Here is an 18,776-nt window from a genome sequence, read left to right as displayed (position 1 = left end):
GGTATCAGATGAAATTAAGTGAAAAGAGTATTAAAACTAAAGGTAGACATACCCTTATCAGAATATTGGCAGCGATATTATCGATAGCTTTTGCAATTATAACACAGACAGGCTGCGGTAATAAAGAATTTTCAAAAAACGATTTTGTTTTGAATACCACATGCAGCATTACAATATCCGGTATGTCAGAAGATGAAGCGGAAGCTGTATTGACAGAGGCTTTTAAAGTATTAAGAGAATATGAGAGACTTTTGAGCAGGACTATAGAGGAAAGTGATATTTATAAAATAAACCACTCGGGCGGAACACCTGTGGAAGTTTCAGATGATACGGCAGAAGTTATACGACAGGGTATGATGATGGGGGATCTGTCAGAAGGAAAGTTTGATATTACAATAGGAAAACTTACTCAATTGTGGGGTTTTACAGGTGAGGATCCGAAGGTCCCTTCTGCAGAAAAGATATTTGAGATGATGGGATCCGTGGATTATAAAAAGGTAAAAATAGAAGGCAATACAGTGACACTCCTTGATCCTGATGCGGCGGTAGATCTGGGTGGTATAGCAAAAGGATATATTGCTGACAGGTTGGATGATCTGCTTCGGGAAAAAGGTGTAAACTCAGCTATGATAAATTTAGGAGGGAATGTGGTACTTATAGGAGAGAAACCTGACGGGAGTTTGTGGAATGTAGGCATACAGCGGCCTTACAGTGACAGAACTGCTGTGATAGGCTCTGTTAAGGCTGCGGATAGTACTCTTGTGACCTCCGGAACTTATGAAAGAAAGTTTGAAGAGGATGGAGTCATATATCATCATGTTCTTGATCCGGATACAGGATATCCTGTTGATACCGATTTAGAGTCTGTAACTATAAAGGCTAAAAGAGGAAATTCGTCGTTTTGTGATGGACTTTCCACCGTATGTCTCATGTTGGGGAAGGAAAAAGCCGAAAATCTTGTAGAAACATTACAGAATAAATATCCCGAAATGGCGTTGGAAGCGGCATTTATTGACAAAAATGACGATATGGTGCAAACTGATGGTATGAACATTCAGTTGGAAGATCAAGAGGAATGATATATGGAGAATATAGGGCTGAAAACAATAGATATAATAGTTCCCTGCTATAATGAAGGTGAGAATATCGACATGTTTTTTTATGAGACGCAGGGTGTGATATCTTCTATAACAGGGTATTCATTTCGATATATCTTTATAGACGACGGAAGCTGTGATGATACACTTGAAAAAATCAAGGGACTTGATAATCATGTGAAAATCAAATATATCTCTTTCAGCCGCAATTTCGGTAAGGAAGCGGCCATGTATGCAGGATTAAGAGCCTCACGAGGGGATTATGCTGTGATAATAGATGCGGATCTGCAGCATCCGCCGGGGCTCATGGCAGAAATGATAGAAACTATAGAAGAAACAGGCTGTGATAGTTGTGCTGCCAGAAGAGTTTCCAGAAAAGGCGAGCCTCGCCTCAGGAGCTTGTTTGCAAGAGCTTTTTACAGGATAATGAACAGATACAGTGATATTGAGATTTTGGATGGAGCTGTAGATTTCAGGATGATGAACAGAAAAATGGTCAGGGCTATCGTAAGTATGCCTGAGAATCAGAGATTTTCAAAGGGTATATTCGCATGGGTAGGCTTTGATACCAGATGGATAGAGTTCGAAAATGTGAAACGTATATCCGGTGAAAGTAAATGGTCTGTATGGAGCCTTACAAAATATGCTATAGACGGTTTCATAGATTTCGCAGCTTCCCCTCTTAAATTTGTCGGGGTTTTCGGGAGCGTGACTGCAATTGGCTCTGTTTTATATCTTGTGATAGAAATATTAAAGACTCTTATAATGGGAAAAGATATTCCGGGTTACGCATCGACTATCTGCCTTATTTTGTTTTTCGGAGGTTTGATAACGACAGTTTTAAGTGTTATGGGTGAATATATCGGCAGAATGTATATGGAAACAAAAGGAAGGCCTATATATATAGAAAAGGAAAGTAATATAGATGAAGATTAAAGGGTTTTTCGGTCGGAATAAATTAATAGTGGCATCATTTTTTCTTCCTGTGCTGCTGGTGGTTTTAGCACTTATAGTTACCGGGATATATCCTTTTGGTGATAATCAGATAGCTGTAATAGATATGTATCACCAGTATGTTCCATTCCTCAGCGAGCTTCAGTACAAGCTGCAGGAAGGCGGAAGTCTGTTTTATACGTGGCATGGCGCGGGAGGCAGTAATTTCTGGAATCTTATATCATATTACGGGGCAAGCCCTCTGAACCTCATATTGATATTTTTTCCTAAGAAAATGATAATGGAAGGGGTAACTGTTATCCTTCTTATAAAGATCGGACTTGCGGGTAGTTTTATGGCAATCTATCTGAGATATCTGAACAGGGTTCAAAGTTGGGCTGTGGTTGCTTTTGCTTCTATGTATGCTCTCTGTTCATATGTTATGGCATATTACTGGTGTATTATGTGGATTGATGCTGTAGTTCTTCTTCCGCTGTGCATATTAGGTCTGAATCGTCTTATTGACGAGGGAAAGGCCGTAATGTATACGCTATCCCTTGCCCTTGTTGTATTCACTAATTATTATATAGCCATTATGGTCTGTATTTTTATTCTGTTTTATTATCCGGTGTTGTATTTTACAAAAGTAAAATGGCAGGGAATAAAGAGCTGTGCAAAGACAACAGGCAAAGCTGTGGGGTTTTCTCTTCTGGCTGTCGCCATGGCTGCTGTCATGCTGCTCCCTACCTATATAAGTATGCAGAGCACTTATTATATTTCTTCTGATATGCCGGAAAATATAACATTTTATAATGATGCGCTCGATGTGATAAATCAGATGCTTCCTTACAGTGAAGTGACCTACAGAGAAGGCCTTCCTAATCTGTACTGCGGAATGCTTGTGGTCATATTAGTTGTATTTTACATCACGGGCAAAACTTTCAGAGTGAAAGAAAAATTGATAAATGTATCTTTTTTGTTATTTTTATTTCTGAGTCTCAATATAAATAAACTGGACTTCATATGGCATGGTCTGCATTTTCCCAATCAACTGCCGTACAGATATACTTTTGTGATATGTTTTATTCTCATAAGTATGGCTTACAAAGCATTTTATAAGCTGGATGAAGTGGCTGACAGGACAATATGGGTAGTGCTTGCCGCAGGAACTGCATACTATCTGATAGCGCAGAAGCTTCTTACAGAAAATATAGAGGATATGAATCTGTTTTTCTATGGCGGGATGGCATGGCTCATACTTTACTGTGCCGTTATGCTGCTGTATAAGAGAAAGCTCATAATGAAAGCGGCTTTTGTTATGCTTATAGTGGTTATCGCAGCATCTGAGATGATATCTTCCGTATGTACATCATTTGATATTGTGGGCAATACACAGAGATCTTCATATTTTGAGAATTATGAAGATGTTACTGATCTTATTGAAGGTAAAAAAAATGAATTCTCCAGAATGGAGATGGATTACAATTATATACTTAACTGCCCGGCTCTGTATCATTATAAAGGTCTTTCACAGTTTTCTTCTTCTATAAACTCTGATACGACAGAACTAATGGAAAAGATAGGTCTCGACGGAGAACCGGGAAAGAATCGTTTTAATTATAATCAGACGAATCCCGTCACTAATGCTATGCTCAATGTGAAATATTTGATAGCCAAAAATCTGCCTTTGGAAGACAATGATTTTACACAAATAGATAAAAAGGGGAATTCCTCTCTTTATCAGAGCAGATATCCGCTTTCGATAGGATATATGACAGGAACAGAGATAAGGACATGGGATACCGAAAGTGATAATCCTTTTGAAGTTTTGAATAGTTATGTGAAGTCAGCTACGTCAAATCAGTATGACACAGTATTTAATTCTGTAGAGCATTCTGAAGTGAAAACCAGTAATGCTGATGTGACTGTGAATGGAGATGGCAAAATAAGTGTTAGCAAACAGGAAAGCGGCAAGCCTGCTCAAGTTGTTATGAAATATAAATCAGAGGAAACACAGAAATATTATGTGTTTGTAGAAGCCACAAATGCAGAAGAGATAACTGTAACTAAAAACGGAGATGTCAATGATATCACAGATATAAGAAATGACTGCGGATCTATAGTAAATATAGGAACTGTTGAAGCAGGAGAGGTCTTTGAGATAACCATAAAATATGAAGAAAACAGGGACCCGGCAGATATAACCAGTTATGTGAATGTGTTAGATTATGATATATGGAATAAAGCCTATAGTGTTCTTTCTGAGAGTACTTTTGATGTGACCTCAAGTGGAGATACTTATATAAAGGGTACTGTGGATGCAGGAAAAGGCGGTGTATTTGTAACGTCAGTACCTTATGAACAAGGATGGTCTTTAAAAGTAGACGGCGTGAAACAGGAAATAAGGGATCTGACTGGCGGTGTATTTATCTCTGCTTCACTTGAACATGGAATCCATGAGATAGAGCTGAGCTTTAGACCGCCGGGGCTCATTGCGGGTGCAGTGATAAGTGTAGTATCCATGTTGTTCTTGATGTTTTTTGCTGTCATCAGAAGACAGAAGATCAAGAATCTGCACGCCACACTTTTATCAGATCAGTCAGAAGATGAGGAATTTCTTTTAACGGGATCTGATTGTAATAAAAAATTATAAGATCATCTTCGAGACTTGTTAATGGGATGCCGAATTTTTCGGCATCTTTTTTTAATTTTTCTATGTTTTTTTTCGAATTTATTTTCAGTATCACATTTATTCCTGATGAAGTATTTCCTACTTTAATAAAATCAGAGGCCTCTCTTTCGAATACATTAATAACTTCATCCAGTTTCTGAGAATATAATTTTCTCAGTTTTTTGATATGAGTCTGATAATTGCCTGTTTCCATGAAAAGAGCCAGTGTAAGCTGCTCAAGTTTGGAACATGTCTGGGAATAGTCCTTAGCCATTGAAGAAAACAGAGAGGCAAGCCGATCCGGAAGTACCATATAACTGATTTTTACAGCTGCAAATAATGTACTTGAGAATGATCCCAGATAAATTACATGCTGATTATTTTTCAGGCTTTTAAGTGCCGGTATAGGCTTTCCAAAATAGCGCAGTTCACTGTCATAATCATCTTCTATTATGTAGCTGTCGTTTTCCACTGACCAGTTAAGCAGCTCATATCTTCTGCCTATAGGCATAACAGCGCCTGTGAAAACATTGTTTGAAGGGCTTACATAAGCCGCAGTTCTTATATTTGTCGGAAGTTTTTCTATTATCAGACCTTTATCAGAGACGTTTACAGATGTTATTGCAAATCCCCGGTCTCTGAAAATATTTCGTACCGGTATGTATCCGGGATTTTCCAGAGCCACGTTTTCTATGTTTATTTTTCTGAGTAAAGTAGAAAGATGGTTGGTAATCTGTTGAGTGCCGGCTCCGATGATTATCTGATCCGGAGTGCAGGATACACCTCTGGAAATATAAAGATACTTTGATATTTCGGTGCGAAGAAACAGTTCCCCCTGAGGATCGCTTTCAAAGAAAAGGGTAGGAGAATATTCTGTTATGACTTTATTCATACATTTTTTCCATTTGTTAAAGTCAAAACAGTGTGGATCATATTTCAGGTTCTCGGGAAGTGGAATCGATGTCTTTCCGCACATAGAGGAATATGATGTCAATATTTTACTTTCAGCAGGAGCAGCTTTTTTTGAGTGAGGGAAAACGTTGGTCACATAGTAACCTGACTGAGCTTTACTGTAAATATAGCCTTCTACCAGAAGCTGGTTATAACATTGTTCGATGGTGGTTACACTCAGACCGGTTGATCTTGACAGAGAGCGGAGGGACGGAAGCTTCTCACCTTCCATGATATTCCCCGTTAGGATGGCCTCTTTTATGTAATCATAGACTTGGAGATAGTAAGGTCTTTTTCTGCTTTCATCAAGCAGGGGAAGTATAGCTTTCATATAAAACTCCTAACTGTTACTATAAAAATAATTATTTTTGTATATTAATTTATATACAATTATCATGTATTATAGTATATGACAAACGAAATTATTTGAAAAGAGGTTTTATCATGGAAACAAAGTCCAATACATTCAGGATCGTACTCACAGCTCTCATGGTGTGTCTTATCATGGTGGCAATATTGTTTATAAGAGTTCCTATCCCTTTTACTCAAGGGTATGTTCATCTTGGCGATGCCATGGTTTTTTTATCGGTACTTATACTGGGATGGAAATACGGAGCTTTGGCGTCAGCTCTTGGAGGCATGTTGGGTGATATTATAGGAGGCTTTGCGGCATGGGCGCCGTGGACATTTGCCATAAAGGGAATTATGGCGCTGATATTAGGTCTTATAGTAATGAAAGCTTTTGAGAATAATGATGTGAACGGGAAAAAGTTCATTGTTTTAGAGGTTATTGGCATGGTGATCGCCGGTCTATTCATGGCCGCCGCATATTATTTTGCTGAGGGAATAATGTATGGAAACTGGGTGAGCCCTTTGCTGGGAATCCCATGGAATATAGGACAGTTTGCCGTAGGAATGATATTGTCTGTAGTTATAGCTACTGCACTTTGTAAAACTCCTGCCAGGACATATTTTACATATTCACAAAAAACCGTCACAAAGAAATAGTATAATCAAAAAAAGTAAATAAGTACGAGTTGGAAAAACTCGTACTTTTTCTTATCATGTAGCAAACATCACATTATCAAGATAATGTGATAAAGAATAGGCTGAACTGGCTTTGTACCTTGCAGTGAATAAGTTTTTAGTCTTGTATTATTATGTCGCAAAGGCTTTTCAATGATTGTCAAAAATGATAAAATTAAAAGCAATTTGGGAAACTGAAAGGGAGATGGTTATGAATATACTGAAAATCAGAGAAATGGTATTAGAAGCAGGAAGACCTAAAATCGCGGTTCCCATAGTTTCCGCAGATCCTAAGGAAATAATCGCTGAATGTGAAAGCATCAGGCAGATGCCATGTCAGATTCTGGAATGGAGAGCGGACAAATATCTCGGAGCTATAGAGAACCTTGAAGCTGCCATGGAGCAGAAAGAGTTTTATCTTGACATAATAAAGATTCTTGATGATATTAATTTTATAGCGGCGGGAATGCCTATAATATTTACCGTTCGAAGCAAATCACAGGGCGGCGATGTGCAGATGGGTCAGGAACATATAGCGGAGATAAGAAGTCTGGCGGCTCAGTCGGGTCTGGTGGATTTTATAGATATAGAGTTTTTTACTGCCGGCAGCACTGTAGATGAAGTTCTTTTGAGAAAACAGATAGACGAGGTACATAAACATAGCTGTAAAGTCATTTTGTCCCATCATGATTTTCTGGAGATGCCTAATCCTTCAGAACTTGTGGGAATAGTAAAGAGAATGGCAAATATGGGTGCAGATATCTGTAAAGTAGCGGCCATGGCATCTTCAAAAGAAGATTCGAAAAATCTGCTGAAAGCTACAGCTTTTTTAAATAAAAACGATGTGGGACCTATGATTATGATAGCTATGGGAGAGCACGGAAAACCAGCTAGGGTATCGGCAGGAAAATATGGTTCATGTATTACTTTTGCTTCCGGGAAGCAGGAATCAGCCCCCGGACAAGTAGATGTATATACTATGAAAAAATGGCTGGATGATTACTACGGAGGAGAGGAAGGCTGAATGCAGGATTTTATCAGAATAGAAAATCTGGTATTTGAATATGTAAAAGGTGAAGACAACACATCGGTAAGAGCGATAGATGATGTCAGTTTTGTGGTAGAAAAAGGAAGCTTTACTGCTGTGATTGGACAGAATGGGTCAGGAAAATCAACTCTTGCCAAGAATATAAACGGACTTCTTACACCTACGTCCGGTAAAGTTGTGGTAGATGGACTCGATACTTCTGATCATGATAATATATGGAATATACGTCAGAGGGTTGCTATGGTGTTTCAGAATCCGGATAATCAGATAGTCTCTTCCATAGTTGAAGATGATGTGGCTTTTGGTCCGGAAAACTTAGGGGTGGATCCGGTGGAGATAAGAAGGCGTGTTGATGAAGCTCTTGTCGGTGTGGAGATGTATGATTTCAGAAAAAAAGCTCCTCATATGCTGTCGGGAGGGCAGAAACAGCGTATAGCTATTGCGGGTGCTGTAGCTATGGAACCTGAATGTATAGTCTTTGATGAGCCGACGGCAATGTTGGACCCGAGAGGACGCAGTGAGGTTCTCTCGGTGATCAGAAAATTGAACAGAAGAGGCATTACAGTGTTGCTGATAACTCATTTCATGGACGAAGCGGCCCAGGCCGATAAAATCATAGTTATGGATAAAGGCCTGAAAAAAATAGAAGGAGCCCCGGCGGAGGTATTCAGAAAAGCAGATGAACTTAAAGCTTTGAGTCTTGACGTTCCTCCGGCGGTGGATTTGGCGCTGAAACTCAGAGAGAGAAATATAGATATTCCGGAAGGCATCTTGACGATAGATGATATGGTGGACTGCTTATGTCGATAGAAGTAAAAGGATTGACTCATATATACAGTGAGGGGCTGCCGCATGAATCGGTGGCGCTGGAAGATGTGAATTTCAAAGCGGAGGATGGGCAGCTTGTTGGAATAATAGGTCATACCGGATCTGGGAAGTCTACTCTGGTGCAGCATTTAAACGGTCTTTTAAAGCCGAAGACGGGATCGATCATAATTGGAGATACTGATATCACAGCAGACGGCGTTATTATGAGAGATATACGACGTAAAATAGGTCTGGTATTTCAGTATCCCGAATATCAGCTTTTTGAAGAAACAGTGGCCAAAGATGTGGCTTTTGGGCCTAATAATTTGGGACTGTCCCAGGAAGAGACTGATGAGAGAGTGAAAGAAGCTATCGAACTGGTGGGACTGGATTATGATAAAGTGAAAAATGTATCCCCTTTTGATTTATCCGGAGGCCAAAAGAGGCGTGTGGCAATAGCAGGAGTTATAGCAATGAAGCCCGAGATATTGATACTGGATGAACCTACAGCAGGTCTGAATCCGAGGGCTCATGCGGATATACTTAATATGGTGAAAAATATACATGAGACGGAACGAAATATAATATTTCTTGTTTCACATAACATGAATGATATAGCCAGAATGTCCGATAAAGTAATCGTAATGGATTGCGGGAAGGTCGCTATGGAAGGACCCCCGGCGGAAGTTTTCCTGCGGGAAAACGAGCTTAGGAATATGGGGCTGGCGCTTCCTGATTCTATGGAAATCACCATGAGGCTGAAAAGAGCCGGAATGGATATAAATTCGGTATGCCTTACTATGGACGAGGCTGCAGATGAAATAGCAAAGGTTTTAAAAAAATGATAAGAGATATAACCCTTGGACAATATTATCCCGGAAACTCGTATGTACATAAACTGGATCCGAGAGTAAAGATAATGGCGACACTTCTTTATATCGTATCCCTTTTTGTAGTAGATGATTTTCTGGGATTTGCAGTTGCTTTCGTGGGACTTGCTGTGGTGATTGCAGTATCAAAAGTTCCTCTGAAATTTATTTTGCGGGGTCTCAAACCCGTATTTTTGATAATATCTTTTACTTTTATCATCAATATGTTTATGATAAAAGGCGAGGTGTTGGTTTCCTTAGGGTTTCTGACTATAACGCGGGAGGGATTGAGGACTGCTGTATTTATGGCTGTCAGGCTGGTGCTTCTGATAATAGGATCTTCTCTTCTCACCCTTACAACTAAGCCCATAAGTCTTACTGATGGTATAGAAGCACTTCTTTCACCCTTCAAAAAAATAGGACTTCCTGCTCATGAGTTGGCGATGATGATGACTATAGCGCTTAGGTTTATACCTACTCTGCTGGAAGAGACCGATAAAATAATGAAGGCGCAGCAGGCGAGGGGAGCTGACTTTGAAAGCGGCAATATAATAAGAAGGGCCAAGGCTCTTGTGCCTATACTGGTACCGTTATTCATAAGTGCTTTCAGGATAGCTCAGGATCTGGCAATGGCTATGGAGGCAAGATGTTACGGCGGAGATATCAAAAGAACACGTATGAACGGCATGAAGCTGAGAAGCGGAGACTTTGTCGCATCGGCAATATTTATCGTGTTTATCGGACTTATAATTTTGGAAAGGATAATGCTTTAAAGGAACGGCAATGAGACAGAGAAAAGCCAAAGATCTTGATAAAAGACTGCAAGAGTGCAGTATGTATATGATAGAAAAACCGAGTGGCGGCAGTAAGAATTATTTTGCAGGCGACAGACCGCTTTTTCTGGAAATCGGCTGCGGCAAAGGTCAGTTTATATTGAAGAAAGCCATGGAACATCCCGATTCGGATTTTATTGCCATAGAAGGACAGGAAACGGTGATATTGCGGGCGCTTGAAAAAGCGGCCGGGCAGGAAAATGTATCAAATCTTAAATTCATGTTGACATTCGTTCACAGTATGGATGAGTTTTTTGATGAAGGACAACTGTCGGGAATATATCTGAATTTCAGTGATCCGTGGCCAAAGGCGAGGCATGCTAAAAGAAGGCTTACTCACAGAGATCGTCTTAAAGATTACGGATGGGCTCTTAAAAAAGGAGGTTTCATAGAGTTTAAGACGGACAATGATTATTTATACGACTTTACTCTTGAGGAAATAGACTCTGCAGGGTATGAAATAGCGGAACAGACCCGTGATCTCCACAGCAGTGAATACCCATCAAAAGATATTACCACGGAATATGAGGACAAGTTCAGCGGCAGAGGAAAGAATATAAATTACGTAAAAATAATAGTATAATTTAGGGATTATGAATTGAAGATTTTTTATCCCCTTTAAAGATTGAAAGACAGTGGATCCGGTAAAGAATTCACTGTCTTTTCAATTTTAGAATAATACTTAAAGAATGTCTATGTATTCTCCTGACAGTGCTTTATTCATACTTCGTACAGCGCAGAATTTGCCGCACATACTACATGTATCACTGTGATCTTCTTCAGGGCTTCTGCTGTCACGTATTGCTTTGGCCTTTTCAGGATCCAGCGCACATCTGAACTGCTCGTCCCAGTCAAGGTTTCTTCTGGCATCACTCATGCGGTCATCTATATCTCTTGCTCCCTGGATTCCCTTTGCGATGTCAGCTGAATGAGCGGCTATCTTTGAGGCTATGATTCCTTCTCTTACATCATCAACATCAGGCAGAGCCAGATGTTCTGCAGGAGTAACATAACATAAAAATGCTGCCCCGTTCATTGCTGCGACAGCGCCTCCTATGGCAGCTGTTATATGATCATGTCCCATTGCTATATCGGTAACTAATGGTCCCAGAACATAGAAAGGTGCTCCCATACAGATGGTTTGCTGGATTTTCATATTGGCGGCAATCTGGTCGAGCGGAACATGACCCGGGCCTTCCACCATTACCTGCACGTTATGATCCCATGCACGTTTTGTAAGCTCTCCGAGACGGACAAGCTCTTCTATCTGGCATACGTCAGTGGCATCGGCAAGACATCCTGGACGGCAGGCATCTCCCAGAGAAATGGTCACATCATACTTTTCACATATATCAAGGATTTCATCGTAGTATTCGTAGAATGGATTTTCTTCACCCGTCATAGACATCCATGCAAATACCAGACTTCCGCCTCTGCTTACAATGTTTGTTTTTCTTTTGTGTGTTCTGATCTGATCAATGGTTTTTCTGGTGATGCCGCAGTGAAGAGTAACAAAGTCCACACCATCTTCTGCGTGAAGCCGAATGACATCTATAAAATCCTTTGCTGTAAGAGTGGAAAGATCCCTCTGATAGTGGATAACGCTGTCATATACCGGGACAGTTCCTATCATCACCGGGCATTCAGAAGTAAGTCTTTGTCTAAATGGCTGAGTATTTCCGTGGCTTGACAGATCCATGATGGCCTCAGCTCCCATATCTACAGCTTTCATAACTTTTTGCATTTCTATGTCATAATCCTTACAGTCACGTGAGACGCCGAGGTTTACATTTATTTTTGTTCTCAGCATGCTGCCTATTCCTTCAGGATCAAGGCATTTATGATTTTTGTTGGCACATATTACTGCTTTTCCCTCGGCAACTAGTCCACGAAGTTTATCTACCGGCATGTTTTCCTTTTTTGCAACTGTCTCCATCTGCGGAGTCAATATTCCTTTTCTTGCGGCATCCATTTGCGTTGTATAATTCATCACTACCTCCTATTGGCTCTGTGGATAGAAAAAAGTGTATATACCTGAGGTACATACACTTTTGTAATAAACATATCTAAATATGCAAAATACATATCAATATTCCTACGTTGGCATTATCCACATCAGGTTCATGGGTCGAAGCTTTTGCTTCCTCTCAGCCTGTCTCACAAGCTCCCCATATTAAGTTTATGTGTTAATTATAGCCTTATTACAGTGTTTGTCAAGGTTCTGGTGAAAACAAAACCCGGCAGAGTATTTTCCTTGGGCCGGGTTATGATCTGTAGTCCGGTTACAGTCCTTTTATATAATCTCTGGGATCTGTGGGTTCTCCGCCTTTGCGCATTTCAAAATGAAGATGTTCCTCCTCTTCAAATTCGAATAGTGATGTCTGTCCCACCTGACCGATGGGATCTCCTTTGGAAACTATTTCGCCCAGCTCTATAAGGCCTTTTTTGGCCAGATTTCCGTATACGGACAAAGTATCGTTTCCGTGATTTATCTCAACTATGATACCCAGCTTGTCATCTTCTTCTATTCTTGTGACTGTTCCGCCGGCGCAGGCGTTTACGGCGGTTCCCACAGGGGCCGCAATATCAAGTCCGCTGTGGGTCATGTATTGGTCAAGGGTTTTTTGATATATAGGCATATCCATGGAAAAGTCCATGATAATATCGCCTGTAATGGGAACAATATATTCTGTGTCTGTTGAAGAGTCGCTGTTGTTGCCGTCGGCTGCGGAATTATCCCGACTGTCTACGATATTGGTATTCGTTTCCTCATTTTCATCAACGGCTTTTTCTTTTACAACGTCTGCCGCTTTATTACTCTGCATATTGTCTTTTATCTTGTCGATGTTTGCCTTTACGACGAAAACGGAAACGAGTGCCATCAGACAAAAGCACAGAACTAAAGCTATGGCCGGTTTGTCTTTTTGCTTTCTATCCTGTCTCATGTACGTCTCACCTCCTATAAACGTAGTATCGACAGATAAAGGAAAATTAATACTGCTAATTACTTGTAATTATGATATAATGAGCCCATATGTTTTTAGCGGCTCCGCAAGGGCAAACAGTTTGAAATTTTGGAATAACAGAGGTGATTTAACGTGTCAGAATATATTTTGGCCAGAAAGAACGAAAGGAATATACCGTTAGAGGATAAAATTTTCGGTATAAGTAACAGAGCAAAAAAAATGATTGCCGAAAAAGGCGCAGATAAAGTTATAAATGCTACTATAGGATCTCTTCTTGACGATGAGGGCAATCTGATAGTGCTGTCATCGGTAGATAAAGTGTTTAGAGATATGGATCCTGCCGATTATGCTGATTATGCGCCTATAGGCGGAATTCCTGCATTCAGGGAAGCGGTTAAAAAGGCAGCGTTTGGATCTTTTCAGCCAAAGAGTTTTACTGAGGCGGTGGCAACTCCGGGGGGTACAGGAGCGCTTAGAAACGTTATGGCCAATTATTCAGAACCGGGAGATAAAATAATAACTTCGGACTGGCATTGGGCTCCGTATAATACTATTGCCGGAGAAATAGGAAGAAGTATCGAGACTTTTTCACTTTTTACAGATGACAGGAAGTTCAATTATGAGTCTTTGAAAGAGACTGCTGTAAGACTTCTTGAGGATCAGGAAAGCCTTGTAATTATACTTAATACGCCGGCACATAATCCGACGGGTTATTCTCTTACCCCTGAAGACTGGGATAAGGTGGTGGGAGTTTTGACCGAGACCGCTCAGAGGGGCAAAGCTATAGCGCTTGTGATAGATGCCGCATATATAGATTTTGCAGGCGATGAAGAGGAATACAGAAAATTTTTGCCTAAGCTGGAAAAGCTTCCGGAAAATGTTCTTCCGATAATAGCATACAGTCTTTCCAAGACATACACTCTTTATGGTACCAGATGCGGAGCGATGATCTGCATGGCAGCAACCAAGGATATCTCTGATGAATTCAGGCGTGTCTGTGAGTATTCTTCAAGAGGTTCATGGTCCAACAGTGCTAAAGTGGCTCAGGTGATACTTTCCAGAATATACAGCGATGAAAGTCTTCTGCGGAAAGTAAACGAAGAAAGAGCTTATTACAGAAATATGCTTTTGGACAGAGGGAGAGCTTTTGAGGAGGAGGCTGCAAAAGTTGATTTGGAAACAGTGCCTTTTGATGCGGGTTTTTTCGTATCCATTCCGTGTGATAATCCTGACGAGATAAGTGCTAAGCTGGAAAAACAAGGGCTGTTTATAGTTCCTTTGGCAAAGGGGCTAAGGGTTTCTGTTGCATCTATTTCAGAAGAAAAGTGCAGAAGGATACCGGCCATGATAAAAGCGGCAATGTAAAAATATAATTATATGGCGGCAGGAAAGTTTTTAAACATTTTCCTGCCATATTTTATTGGATGTTATTGACATAAATTTACATTTATGTTATATTTTATAACATAAATATTGTTTTACATAATATAAGTCTGCTAATGAAAAAACATTTAAGCTGACTTAGCTGAAAAACAAAAGGGAAGTCTTAAGTATTGGGTTTTTTAAACAAAAGGAGAATGGTAATGAGTGGGAATGATTTTAACAGGGAGATATTTTTTGATATCGTTGAGAAGATAGGGGTGATTGCATCGTATTCAACCGGATGGAATAAGGAGTTGAATCTGGTAAGTTGGAATGGCTCAGCTCCCAAATATGATATAAGAGACTGGGCCCCTGATCATAGTCATATGTCCAGAGGTGTGACTCTTCACGAAAAAGAAATGAGATTGATGTTTGATTTGCTCCGTCATCGCGGGAAAGCAAATGATGTCGGAAACGAAGAATCTTCTGAAGATTAATCTGAGTTGCTGTAAATAACAGAAACAGGTCGGATAAAAGCAGTGTACAGTCCTGTGGTTTTTCTTTGGTGCATATGATATACTACTAGATATATTTTGTGTCACAAATGATGTCGGGCATCAAAGGGGTAATATATGAGAATTATGTTAAAGACGATATCCGGTGAGGGCTATCGGGAGATAACAAAGGCAGAACCTGTTGTATTGGAAGATCTGGTTCGTGAATTCAAATCTGTGCTGCCGTACACGGTTCTTTTAGCCAGAGTAAACGGTAAATATGAAGAACTTACATTTAATGTACAAAAAGATTCTTATATTGAATTTTTGGATATAAGGAATCACAGTGCTGATCTGGCATATCAGAACAGCCTGTCTCTTATGTATCTTAAAGCGGTGAGGGATGTGATGGGAGATGTTCCTGTAAAGATTGAGAACTCTTTGAATAAGGGCCTGTATACGGAGATCGAAGTTAAACCGCCCATAACAGAAGAACAGGTAAAAGATATTGAAAAGAGAATGAGACAGCTTGCAGAAGAGGATATCCCCATAATAAGAGAAGTATACGACCGCAAGCAGGCTATAGAACTGTGGGAAAAATATAATTATCTTGAGAAAGCCAGACTTCTTAGGGAATCTACAGATATCAGAAAAGCTAAATTTTATAGTATACAGGGGTATAGAAACTTTTTTTACGGACTTATGGTGCCATCTACAAGATATATCAGTATTTTTCAACTGATAAAGTATGGAAGAGGTGTGCTGCTTAGATTTCCGCAGCCTTCAGAGCCTGACAAAGTACCTGCTTTTGTGGATGACAAAAACATATACAGGGCTTTTGCCGAATCAAAAAAGTGGCATCGGCTTCTGGGACTGTCTTATGTGCCGGATCTCAATGACAGTATAAAGGGCGGTAAGGCTAAGGATCTGATATTATTGTCAGAAGCTCTTCATGAAAAAAAGATTGCCGAGATAGCAGATATGATTACAAAAGAGAAAAAACGTATGATTCTGATAGCAGGGCCATCTTCTTCGGGCAAAACCACTTTTGCTAAGCGTCTTTGTGTGCAGCTCAGGGTTAATGGATTGGATCCGCTGTACATGGGGACTGATGATTATTATCTGGAGAGGCATGATTCTCCGGTAGATGATGATGGGCAATATAATTTTGAGAATCTTGATGCGCTTGATATAAACTTGTTCAATGACAATATGAACAGATTGCTGTCCGGAGAGACGGTGGATCTTCCTGAATTTGATTTTATGACAGGCACTAAGGTTTTCGGAAGAAGGATAACTTCCATCGGTCGCCATCAGCCTATCATAATAGAGGGAATACACGGACTGAATGACAAACTTACAGAACGTATAGCTGACAGAGAAAAATTTAAGATATATATAAGTCCATTTACTCAGCTCAATATAGACAGGCATAACAGAGTTACAACGACGGATGGCAGGATGATAAGGAGAATAGTCAGAGATTATGAATTCAGAAACAGCTCTGCGGCGGAAACCATCGCTCAATGGCCAAAGGTAAGAGCAGGCGAGGATAAGAATATATTTCCTTACAGTATAAAAGCAGATGTTACCTTTAATTCTGCTCTGGCATATGAGCTGTCAGTTCTGAGGAAATATGCGGTACCTATTTTGAAAGAAGTAAGAAGAGAACAGCATGAATATGCAGAAGCTGTGAGACTGCTTAAATTTATTGAGTTTTTTGATGCTGTAGAAGATGAGCGGGCGATACCAAATAATTCGATTATAAGAGAGTTTATAGGCGGCAGTATTTTTGTAGAGTAAAGGAGTTTTAGAATGATTGCAGTAATAGGATGTGCCAAGGAAACGGTAAGGGTAAAAATGAGAATGCCAAGAGAAGGAAGCAGCCATATAGGTATGGGAGAGTCAGGATTTGGATCTAAGGCCAGCTGGGATGAAGAAGATGATGATATAAAAGCAAAGAACAGCGGCAGTGCTTTTAATATTGCCGTGAATTTGGCTTCATGGGGATATGATACGGAATTTATTTCGGCCGTGGGGGATGATACAGTTGGTATGGCAGTGAAAGCTGAGCTGGAATCGGCGGGAGTAGGTACCGATGGCCTCAAGATTTTTCCCGGCAGTACAGCTATAGATGTAGAATTTTTTAATATATTGGGAGATATAGAGATGTTTAGGAGTAATCGGGCTGTGCTTAAAAACATCACTCCTGAATTGTTGAAGGAAAAGGAAGAGATACTTGAAAGTGCTGAGATAATAGTAATAGATGGAACTATTCCGCAGGAATCCATTGAGTATATGTCGAAAAAATATGGAAACGACAGTGGGAAGAAGTTGTTTTTCGATCCTTCGGATCTGCCGGGCAGTATAAAGGCGGCAGAGGCTGTTTCCGGATTTTACTGCGTAATGCCTGGGAGAATGGAAGCAGAGGCTATGACCGGCGAAACTGTTCTCAGCGAGGAACAGCTTTCGGAGGCAGGAGAATTTTTCAGTAAAGCCGGGGTTCATAAAGTTATTATAACGATAAAGGGTGGAGGTCTTTATTATAAAGAGGGCTCTTGTGAAGGAATATTGAGACCGGAGCGTATGATAACTTTTGGAAGCACTTCGGGAGCCGGAGATATAGTTTCGGCGGCGGTGGCAGCAGGAACGGTTGATGGAGAAAGTATAGATAAAATAGCTGGACGTGCTATGGATAAAGCGGCTGAGTTTCTTGCTGATGTGAAAGATGAGAAACTGAGTTAACAATATACAGACTTGAATATTTTGCAGAAAGACAGGTAGACAGAGATGATAAGATATATAAACTTTATATCGGTGAGTGAATACAATAAATTAAGAGAATCGGTAGGATGGAGGCAGATTGACCGTCAAAGGGCGGAAAAGGGTCTTGATAATTCTTATTATACTATTGCTGCCTATGACGAAGAACGAGCCGTGGGATTTGCAAGAGTTATAGGTGACGGAGGATATATGTATTTGATTGCAGATGTTATGGTGGATCCTCAGTATCAGGGGCAGGGAATCGGAAAAGCGATTTTGGGATATATTAATGAATGGCTTGACAGTCTGGCTCAGGGTGATCTTTTTGTTATGGTAAATCTAATGTCAACAAAAGGAAATGAGGGTTTTTATGAGAAATCCGGATTTGTGAGAAGACCTAATGATGAAATGGGAGCCGGAATGGTGAGGTGGATAAATACTTGAATTTTGGCGTTCCGAATAAATCTATGTAAGGGAGATCTTTTTTATTGTCATTAAAAGTAATAGGGAAGCGCCTGATGTAGAAGAGCATGATGGTAAGCTGACGAGGACTGCAAAATGGAGTATTCGTCTTCTTTTGATGGTCTAAGTGGATTCCCTGCACAAATAGGATCATAGATGTGGGAAATGGCATATGGTGTGTTAGATACAAGGGAACAGAAACAAAAAAGCTGGGGCTGCAGTAAAAGTTGAAGTCAGAGGCCCTTTATATAAAGGCGGGAATTGTACTTATGCGGAGCGGCGGAGAAAAAGGACGGAAACGCCGAAAGGGGAGATATCGGCAATATGTTTTTCTGGGCGGTATGGCTTATGCGGCGGGAATGACTGATACAGCGGGCTATAATAAAAAAGAATGTTTAATTGAAGTTATTTTATTAAACGGAAAATACTAAAAGAATCGAAATTGCTTGTAAAAGCCGGTTTCGGTTCTTTTTGTTTTGAAATTATCATAATCA

Annotated in this window: 17 protein-coding genes and 1 riboswitch; of the genes, 14 read left to right on the top strand and 3 right to left on the bottom strand. The window is 40.2% G+C overall.

The window, feature by feature from the left end; all coding sequences use genetic code 11:
• Positions 1 to 8 precede the first annotated feature (8 nt).
• Genes H8692_RS02850 through H8692_RS02840 form a run of 3 tightly spaced genes read left to right on the top strand, consistent with a single transcriptional unit; the run spans position 9 to position 4,683 of the window.
• Complete coding sequence (locus tag H8692_RS02850) at positions 9 to 1,079, top strand: FAD:protein FMN transferase (protein WP_177267732.1); 1,071 nt, start codon at positions 9 to 11, stop codon at positions 1,077 to 1,079.
• 3 nt (positions 1,080 to 1,082) lie between these two features.
• Entirely contained in the window at positions 1,083 to 2,033 is a 951-nt protein-coding gene (locus H8692_RS02845) for a glycosyltransferase family 2 protein (RefSeq protein ID WP_243206876.1), read from the top strand.
• A complete protein-coding gene (locus H8692_RS02840; protein ID WP_187524949.1) occupies positions 2,023 to 4,683 on the top strand; it encodes a YfhO family protein in 2,661 nt (886 codons plus the stop codon). The genes H8692_RS02845 and H8692_RS02840 overlap by 11 nt, the downstream gene beginning before the upstream one ends.
• Here the strand turns inward: H8692_RS02840 and pdxR are convergent.
• The gene (gene pdxR / locus H8692_RS02835; RefSeq protein WP_177267730.1) at positions 4,595 to 5,983 is read right to left on the bottom strand and encodes a MocR-like pyridoxine biosynthesis transcription factor PdxR; all 1,389 of its coding nucleotides are present in this window, start codon (positions 5,981 to 5,983) and stop codon (positions 4,595 to 4,597) included. The genes H8692_RS02840 and pdxR overlap by 89 nt on opposite strands.
• A 113-nt stretch (positions 5,984 to 6,096) precedes the next feature.
• Here pdxR and H8692_RS02830 point away from each other — a divergent pair, with 113 nt between their 5' ends.
• The 6 genes from H8692_RS02830 (at position 6,097) to trmB (ending at position 10,818) form a co-directional block, all read left to right on the top strand.
• A complete protein-coding gene (locus tag H8692_RS02830) occupies positions 6,097 to 6,660 on the top strand; it encodes an ECF transporter S component (protein ID WP_187524948.1) in 564 nt (187 codons plus the stop codon).
• 229 nt (positions 6,661 to 6,889) lie between these two features.
• Positions 6,890 to 7,702, top strand: coding sequence for a type I 3-dehydroquinate dehydratase (gene aroD, locus H8692_RS02825; RefSeq protein ID WP_187524947.1), 813 nt, complete (start codon positions 6,890 to 6,892; stop codon positions 7,700 to 7,702).
• Positions 7,703 to 8,536 carry an energy-coupling factor transporter ATPase gene (locus H8692_RS02820; protein ID WP_177267727.1) on the top strand — a complete coding sequence of 278 codons (834 nt, stop codon included), beginning with the start codon at positions 7,703 to 7,705 and terminating at the stop codon, positions 8,534 to 8,536.
• Positions 8,527 to 9,378: an energy-coupling factor transporter ATPase gene (locus H8692_RS02815; RefSeq protein ID WP_177267726.1), complete on the top strand. Its 852-nt coding sequence runs from the start codon at positions 8,527 to 8,529 to the stop codon at positions 9,376 to 9,378. Before H8692_RS02820 ends, H8692_RS02815 begins: the two co-directional genes overlap by 10 nt.
• Positions 9,375 to 10,175: an energy-coupling factor transporter transmembrane component T family protein gene (locus H8692_RS02810; protein ID WP_177267725.1), complete on the top strand. Its 801-nt coding sequence runs from the start codon at positions 9,375 to 9,377 to the stop codon at positions 10,173 to 10,175. Before H8692_RS02815 ends, H8692_RS02810 begins: the two co-directional genes overlap by 4 nt.
• A 10-nt stretch (positions 10,176 to 10,185) precedes the next feature.
• A complete protein-coding gene (gene trmB / locus H8692_RS02805; protein ID WP_187524946.1) occupies positions 10,186 to 10,818 on the top strand; it encodes a tRNA (guanosine(46)-N7)-methyltransferase TrmB in 633 nt (210 codons plus the stop codon).
• Positions 10,819 to 10,917: 99 nt separating this feature from the next.
• Here the strand turns inward: trmB and thiC are convergent, their stop codons facing one another.
• Positions 10,918 to 12,225, bottom strand: coding sequence for a phosphomethylpyrimidine synthase ThiC (gene thiC / locus H8692_RS02800; RefSeq protein WP_207722937.1), 1,308 nt, complete (start codon positions 12,223 to 12,225; stop codon positions 10,918 to 10,920).
• 85 nt (positions 12,226 to 12,310) lie between these two features.
• Positions 12,311 to 12,416: riboswitch (TPP riboswitch) on the bottom strand.
• A 101-nt stretch (positions 12,417 to 12,517) separates the two neighbouring features.
• Entirely contained in the window at positions 12,518 to 13,180 is a 663-nt protein-coding gene (locus H8692_RS02795) for a M23 family metallopeptidase (RefSeq protein WP_187524944.1), read from the bottom strand.
• Positions 13,181 to 13,333: 153 nt separating this feature from the next.
• Between H8692_RS02795 and H8692_RS02790 the strand changes: the two genes are divergently transcribed.
• The 5 genes from H8692_RS02790 to H8692_RS02770 all read left to right on the top strand — a co-directional run bounded on the left by H8692_RS02790 (position 13,334) and on the right by H8692_RS02770 (position 18,264).
• The gene (locus tag H8692_RS02790; protein ID WP_177267721.1) at positions 13,334 to 14,566 is read left to right on the top strand and encodes an aminotransferase class I/II-fold pyridoxal phosphate-dependent enzyme; all 1,233 of its coding nucleotides are present in this window, start codon (positions 13,334 to 13,336) and stop codon (positions 14,564 to 14,566) included.
• Between the two features lie 218 nt (positions 14,567 to 14,784).
• Positions 14,785 to 15,060: a YdbC family protein gene (locus tag H8692_RS02785; protein ID WP_177267720.1), complete on the top strand. Its 276-nt coding sequence runs from the start codon at positions 14,785 to 14,787 to the stop codon at positions 15,058 to 15,060.
• A gap of 135 nt (positions 15,061 to 15,195) precedes the next feature.
• Positions 15,196 to 16,860: a nucleoside kinase gene (locus H8692_RS02780; protein WP_187524943.1), complete on the top strand. Its 1,665-nt coding sequence runs from the start codon at positions 15,196 to 15,198 to the stop codon at positions 16,858 to 16,860.
• Between the two features lie 12 nt (positions 16,861 to 16,872).
• The gene (locus tag H8692_RS02775; protein ID WP_177267718.1) at positions 16,873 to 17,802 is read left to right on the top strand and encodes a PfkB family carbohydrate kinase; all 930 of its coding nucleotides are present in this window, start codon (positions 16,873 to 16,875) and stop codon (positions 17,800 to 17,802) included.
• Positions 17,803 to 17,874: 72 nt separating this feature from the next.
• Positions 17,875 to 18,264: a GNAT family N-acetyltransferase gene (locus H8692_RS02770; RefSeq protein ID WP_187524942.1), complete on the top strand. Its 390-nt coding sequence runs from the start codon at positions 17,875 to 17,877 to the stop codon at positions 18,262 to 18,264.
• Positions 18,265 to 18,776 lie beyond the last annotated feature (512 nt).

Origin of the sequence: Lentihominibacter hominis (genome assembly GCF_014385065.1) — a bacterium.
GTDB lineage: Bacteria > Bacillota > Clostridia > Peptostreptococcales > Anaerovoracaceae > Lentihominibacter > Lentihominibacter hominis.
The sequence above is the reverse complement of the archived record's forward strand: the minus strand, read 5'-3'. Positions and strand labels throughout refer to the sequence as shown.

Excerpts from the sequence above, each read along its gene's own strand:
- H8692_RS02850 (WP_177267732.1), top strand. The coding sequence starts at position 9 with ATGAAATTAAGTGAAAAGAGTATTAAAACTAAAGGTAGACATACCCTT.
- H8692_RS02845 (WP_243206876.1), top strand. The coding sequence starts at position 1,083 with ATGGAGAATATAGGGCTGAAAACAATAGATATAATAGTTCCCTGCTAT.
- H8692_RS02840 (WP_187524949.1), top strand. The coding sequence starts at position 2,023 with ATGAAGATTAAAGGGTTTTTCGGTCGGAATAAATTAATAGTGGCATCA.
- pdxR (WP_177267730.1), bottom strand. The coding sequence starts at position 5,983 with ATGAAAGCTATACTTCCCCTGCTTGATGAAAGCAGAAAAAGACCTTAC.
- H8692_RS02830 (WP_187524948.1), top strand. The coding sequence starts at position 6,097 with ATGGAAACAAAGTCCAATACATTCAGGATCGTACTCACAGCTCTCATG.
- aroD (WP_187524947.1), top strand. The coding sequence starts at position 6,890 with ATGAATATACTGAAAATCAGAGAAATGGTATTAGAAGCAGGAAGACCT.
- H8692_RS02820 (WP_177267727.1), top strand. The coding sequence starts at position 7,703 with ATGCAGGATTTTATCAGAATAGAAAATCTGGTATTTGAATATGTAAAA.
- H8692_RS02815 (WP_177267726.1), top strand. The coding sequence starts at position 8,527 with ATGTCGATAGAAGTAAAAGGATTGACTCATATATACAGTGAGGGGCTG.
- H8692_RS02810 (WP_177267725.1), top strand. The coding sequence starts at position 9,375 with ATGATAAGAGATATAACCCTTGGACAATATTATCCCGGAAACTCGTAT.
- trmB (WP_187524946.1), top strand. The coding sequence starts at position 10,186 with ATGAGACAGAGAAAAGCCAAAGATCTTGATAAAAGACTGCAAGAGTGC.
- thiC (WP_207722937.1), bottom strand. The coding sequence starts at position 12,225 with ATGAATTATACAACGCAAATGGATGCCGCAAGAAAAGGAATATTGACT.
- H8692_RS02795 (WP_187524944.1), bottom strand. The coding sequence starts at position 13,180 with ATGAGACAGGATAGAAAGCAAAAAGACAAACCGGCCATAGCTTTAGTT.
- H8692_RS02785 (WP_177267720.1), top strand. The coding sequence starts at position 14,785 with ATGAGTGGGAATGATTTTAACAGGGAGATATTTTTTGATATCGTTGAG.
- H8692_RS02780 (WP_187524943.1), top strand. The coding sequence starts at position 15,196 with ATGAGAATTATGTTAAAGACGATATCCGGTGAGGGCTATCGGGAGATA.
- H8692_RS02775 (WP_177267718.1), top strand. The coding sequence starts at position 16,873 with ATGATTGCAGTAATAGGATGTGCCAAGGAAACGGTAAGGGTAAAAATG.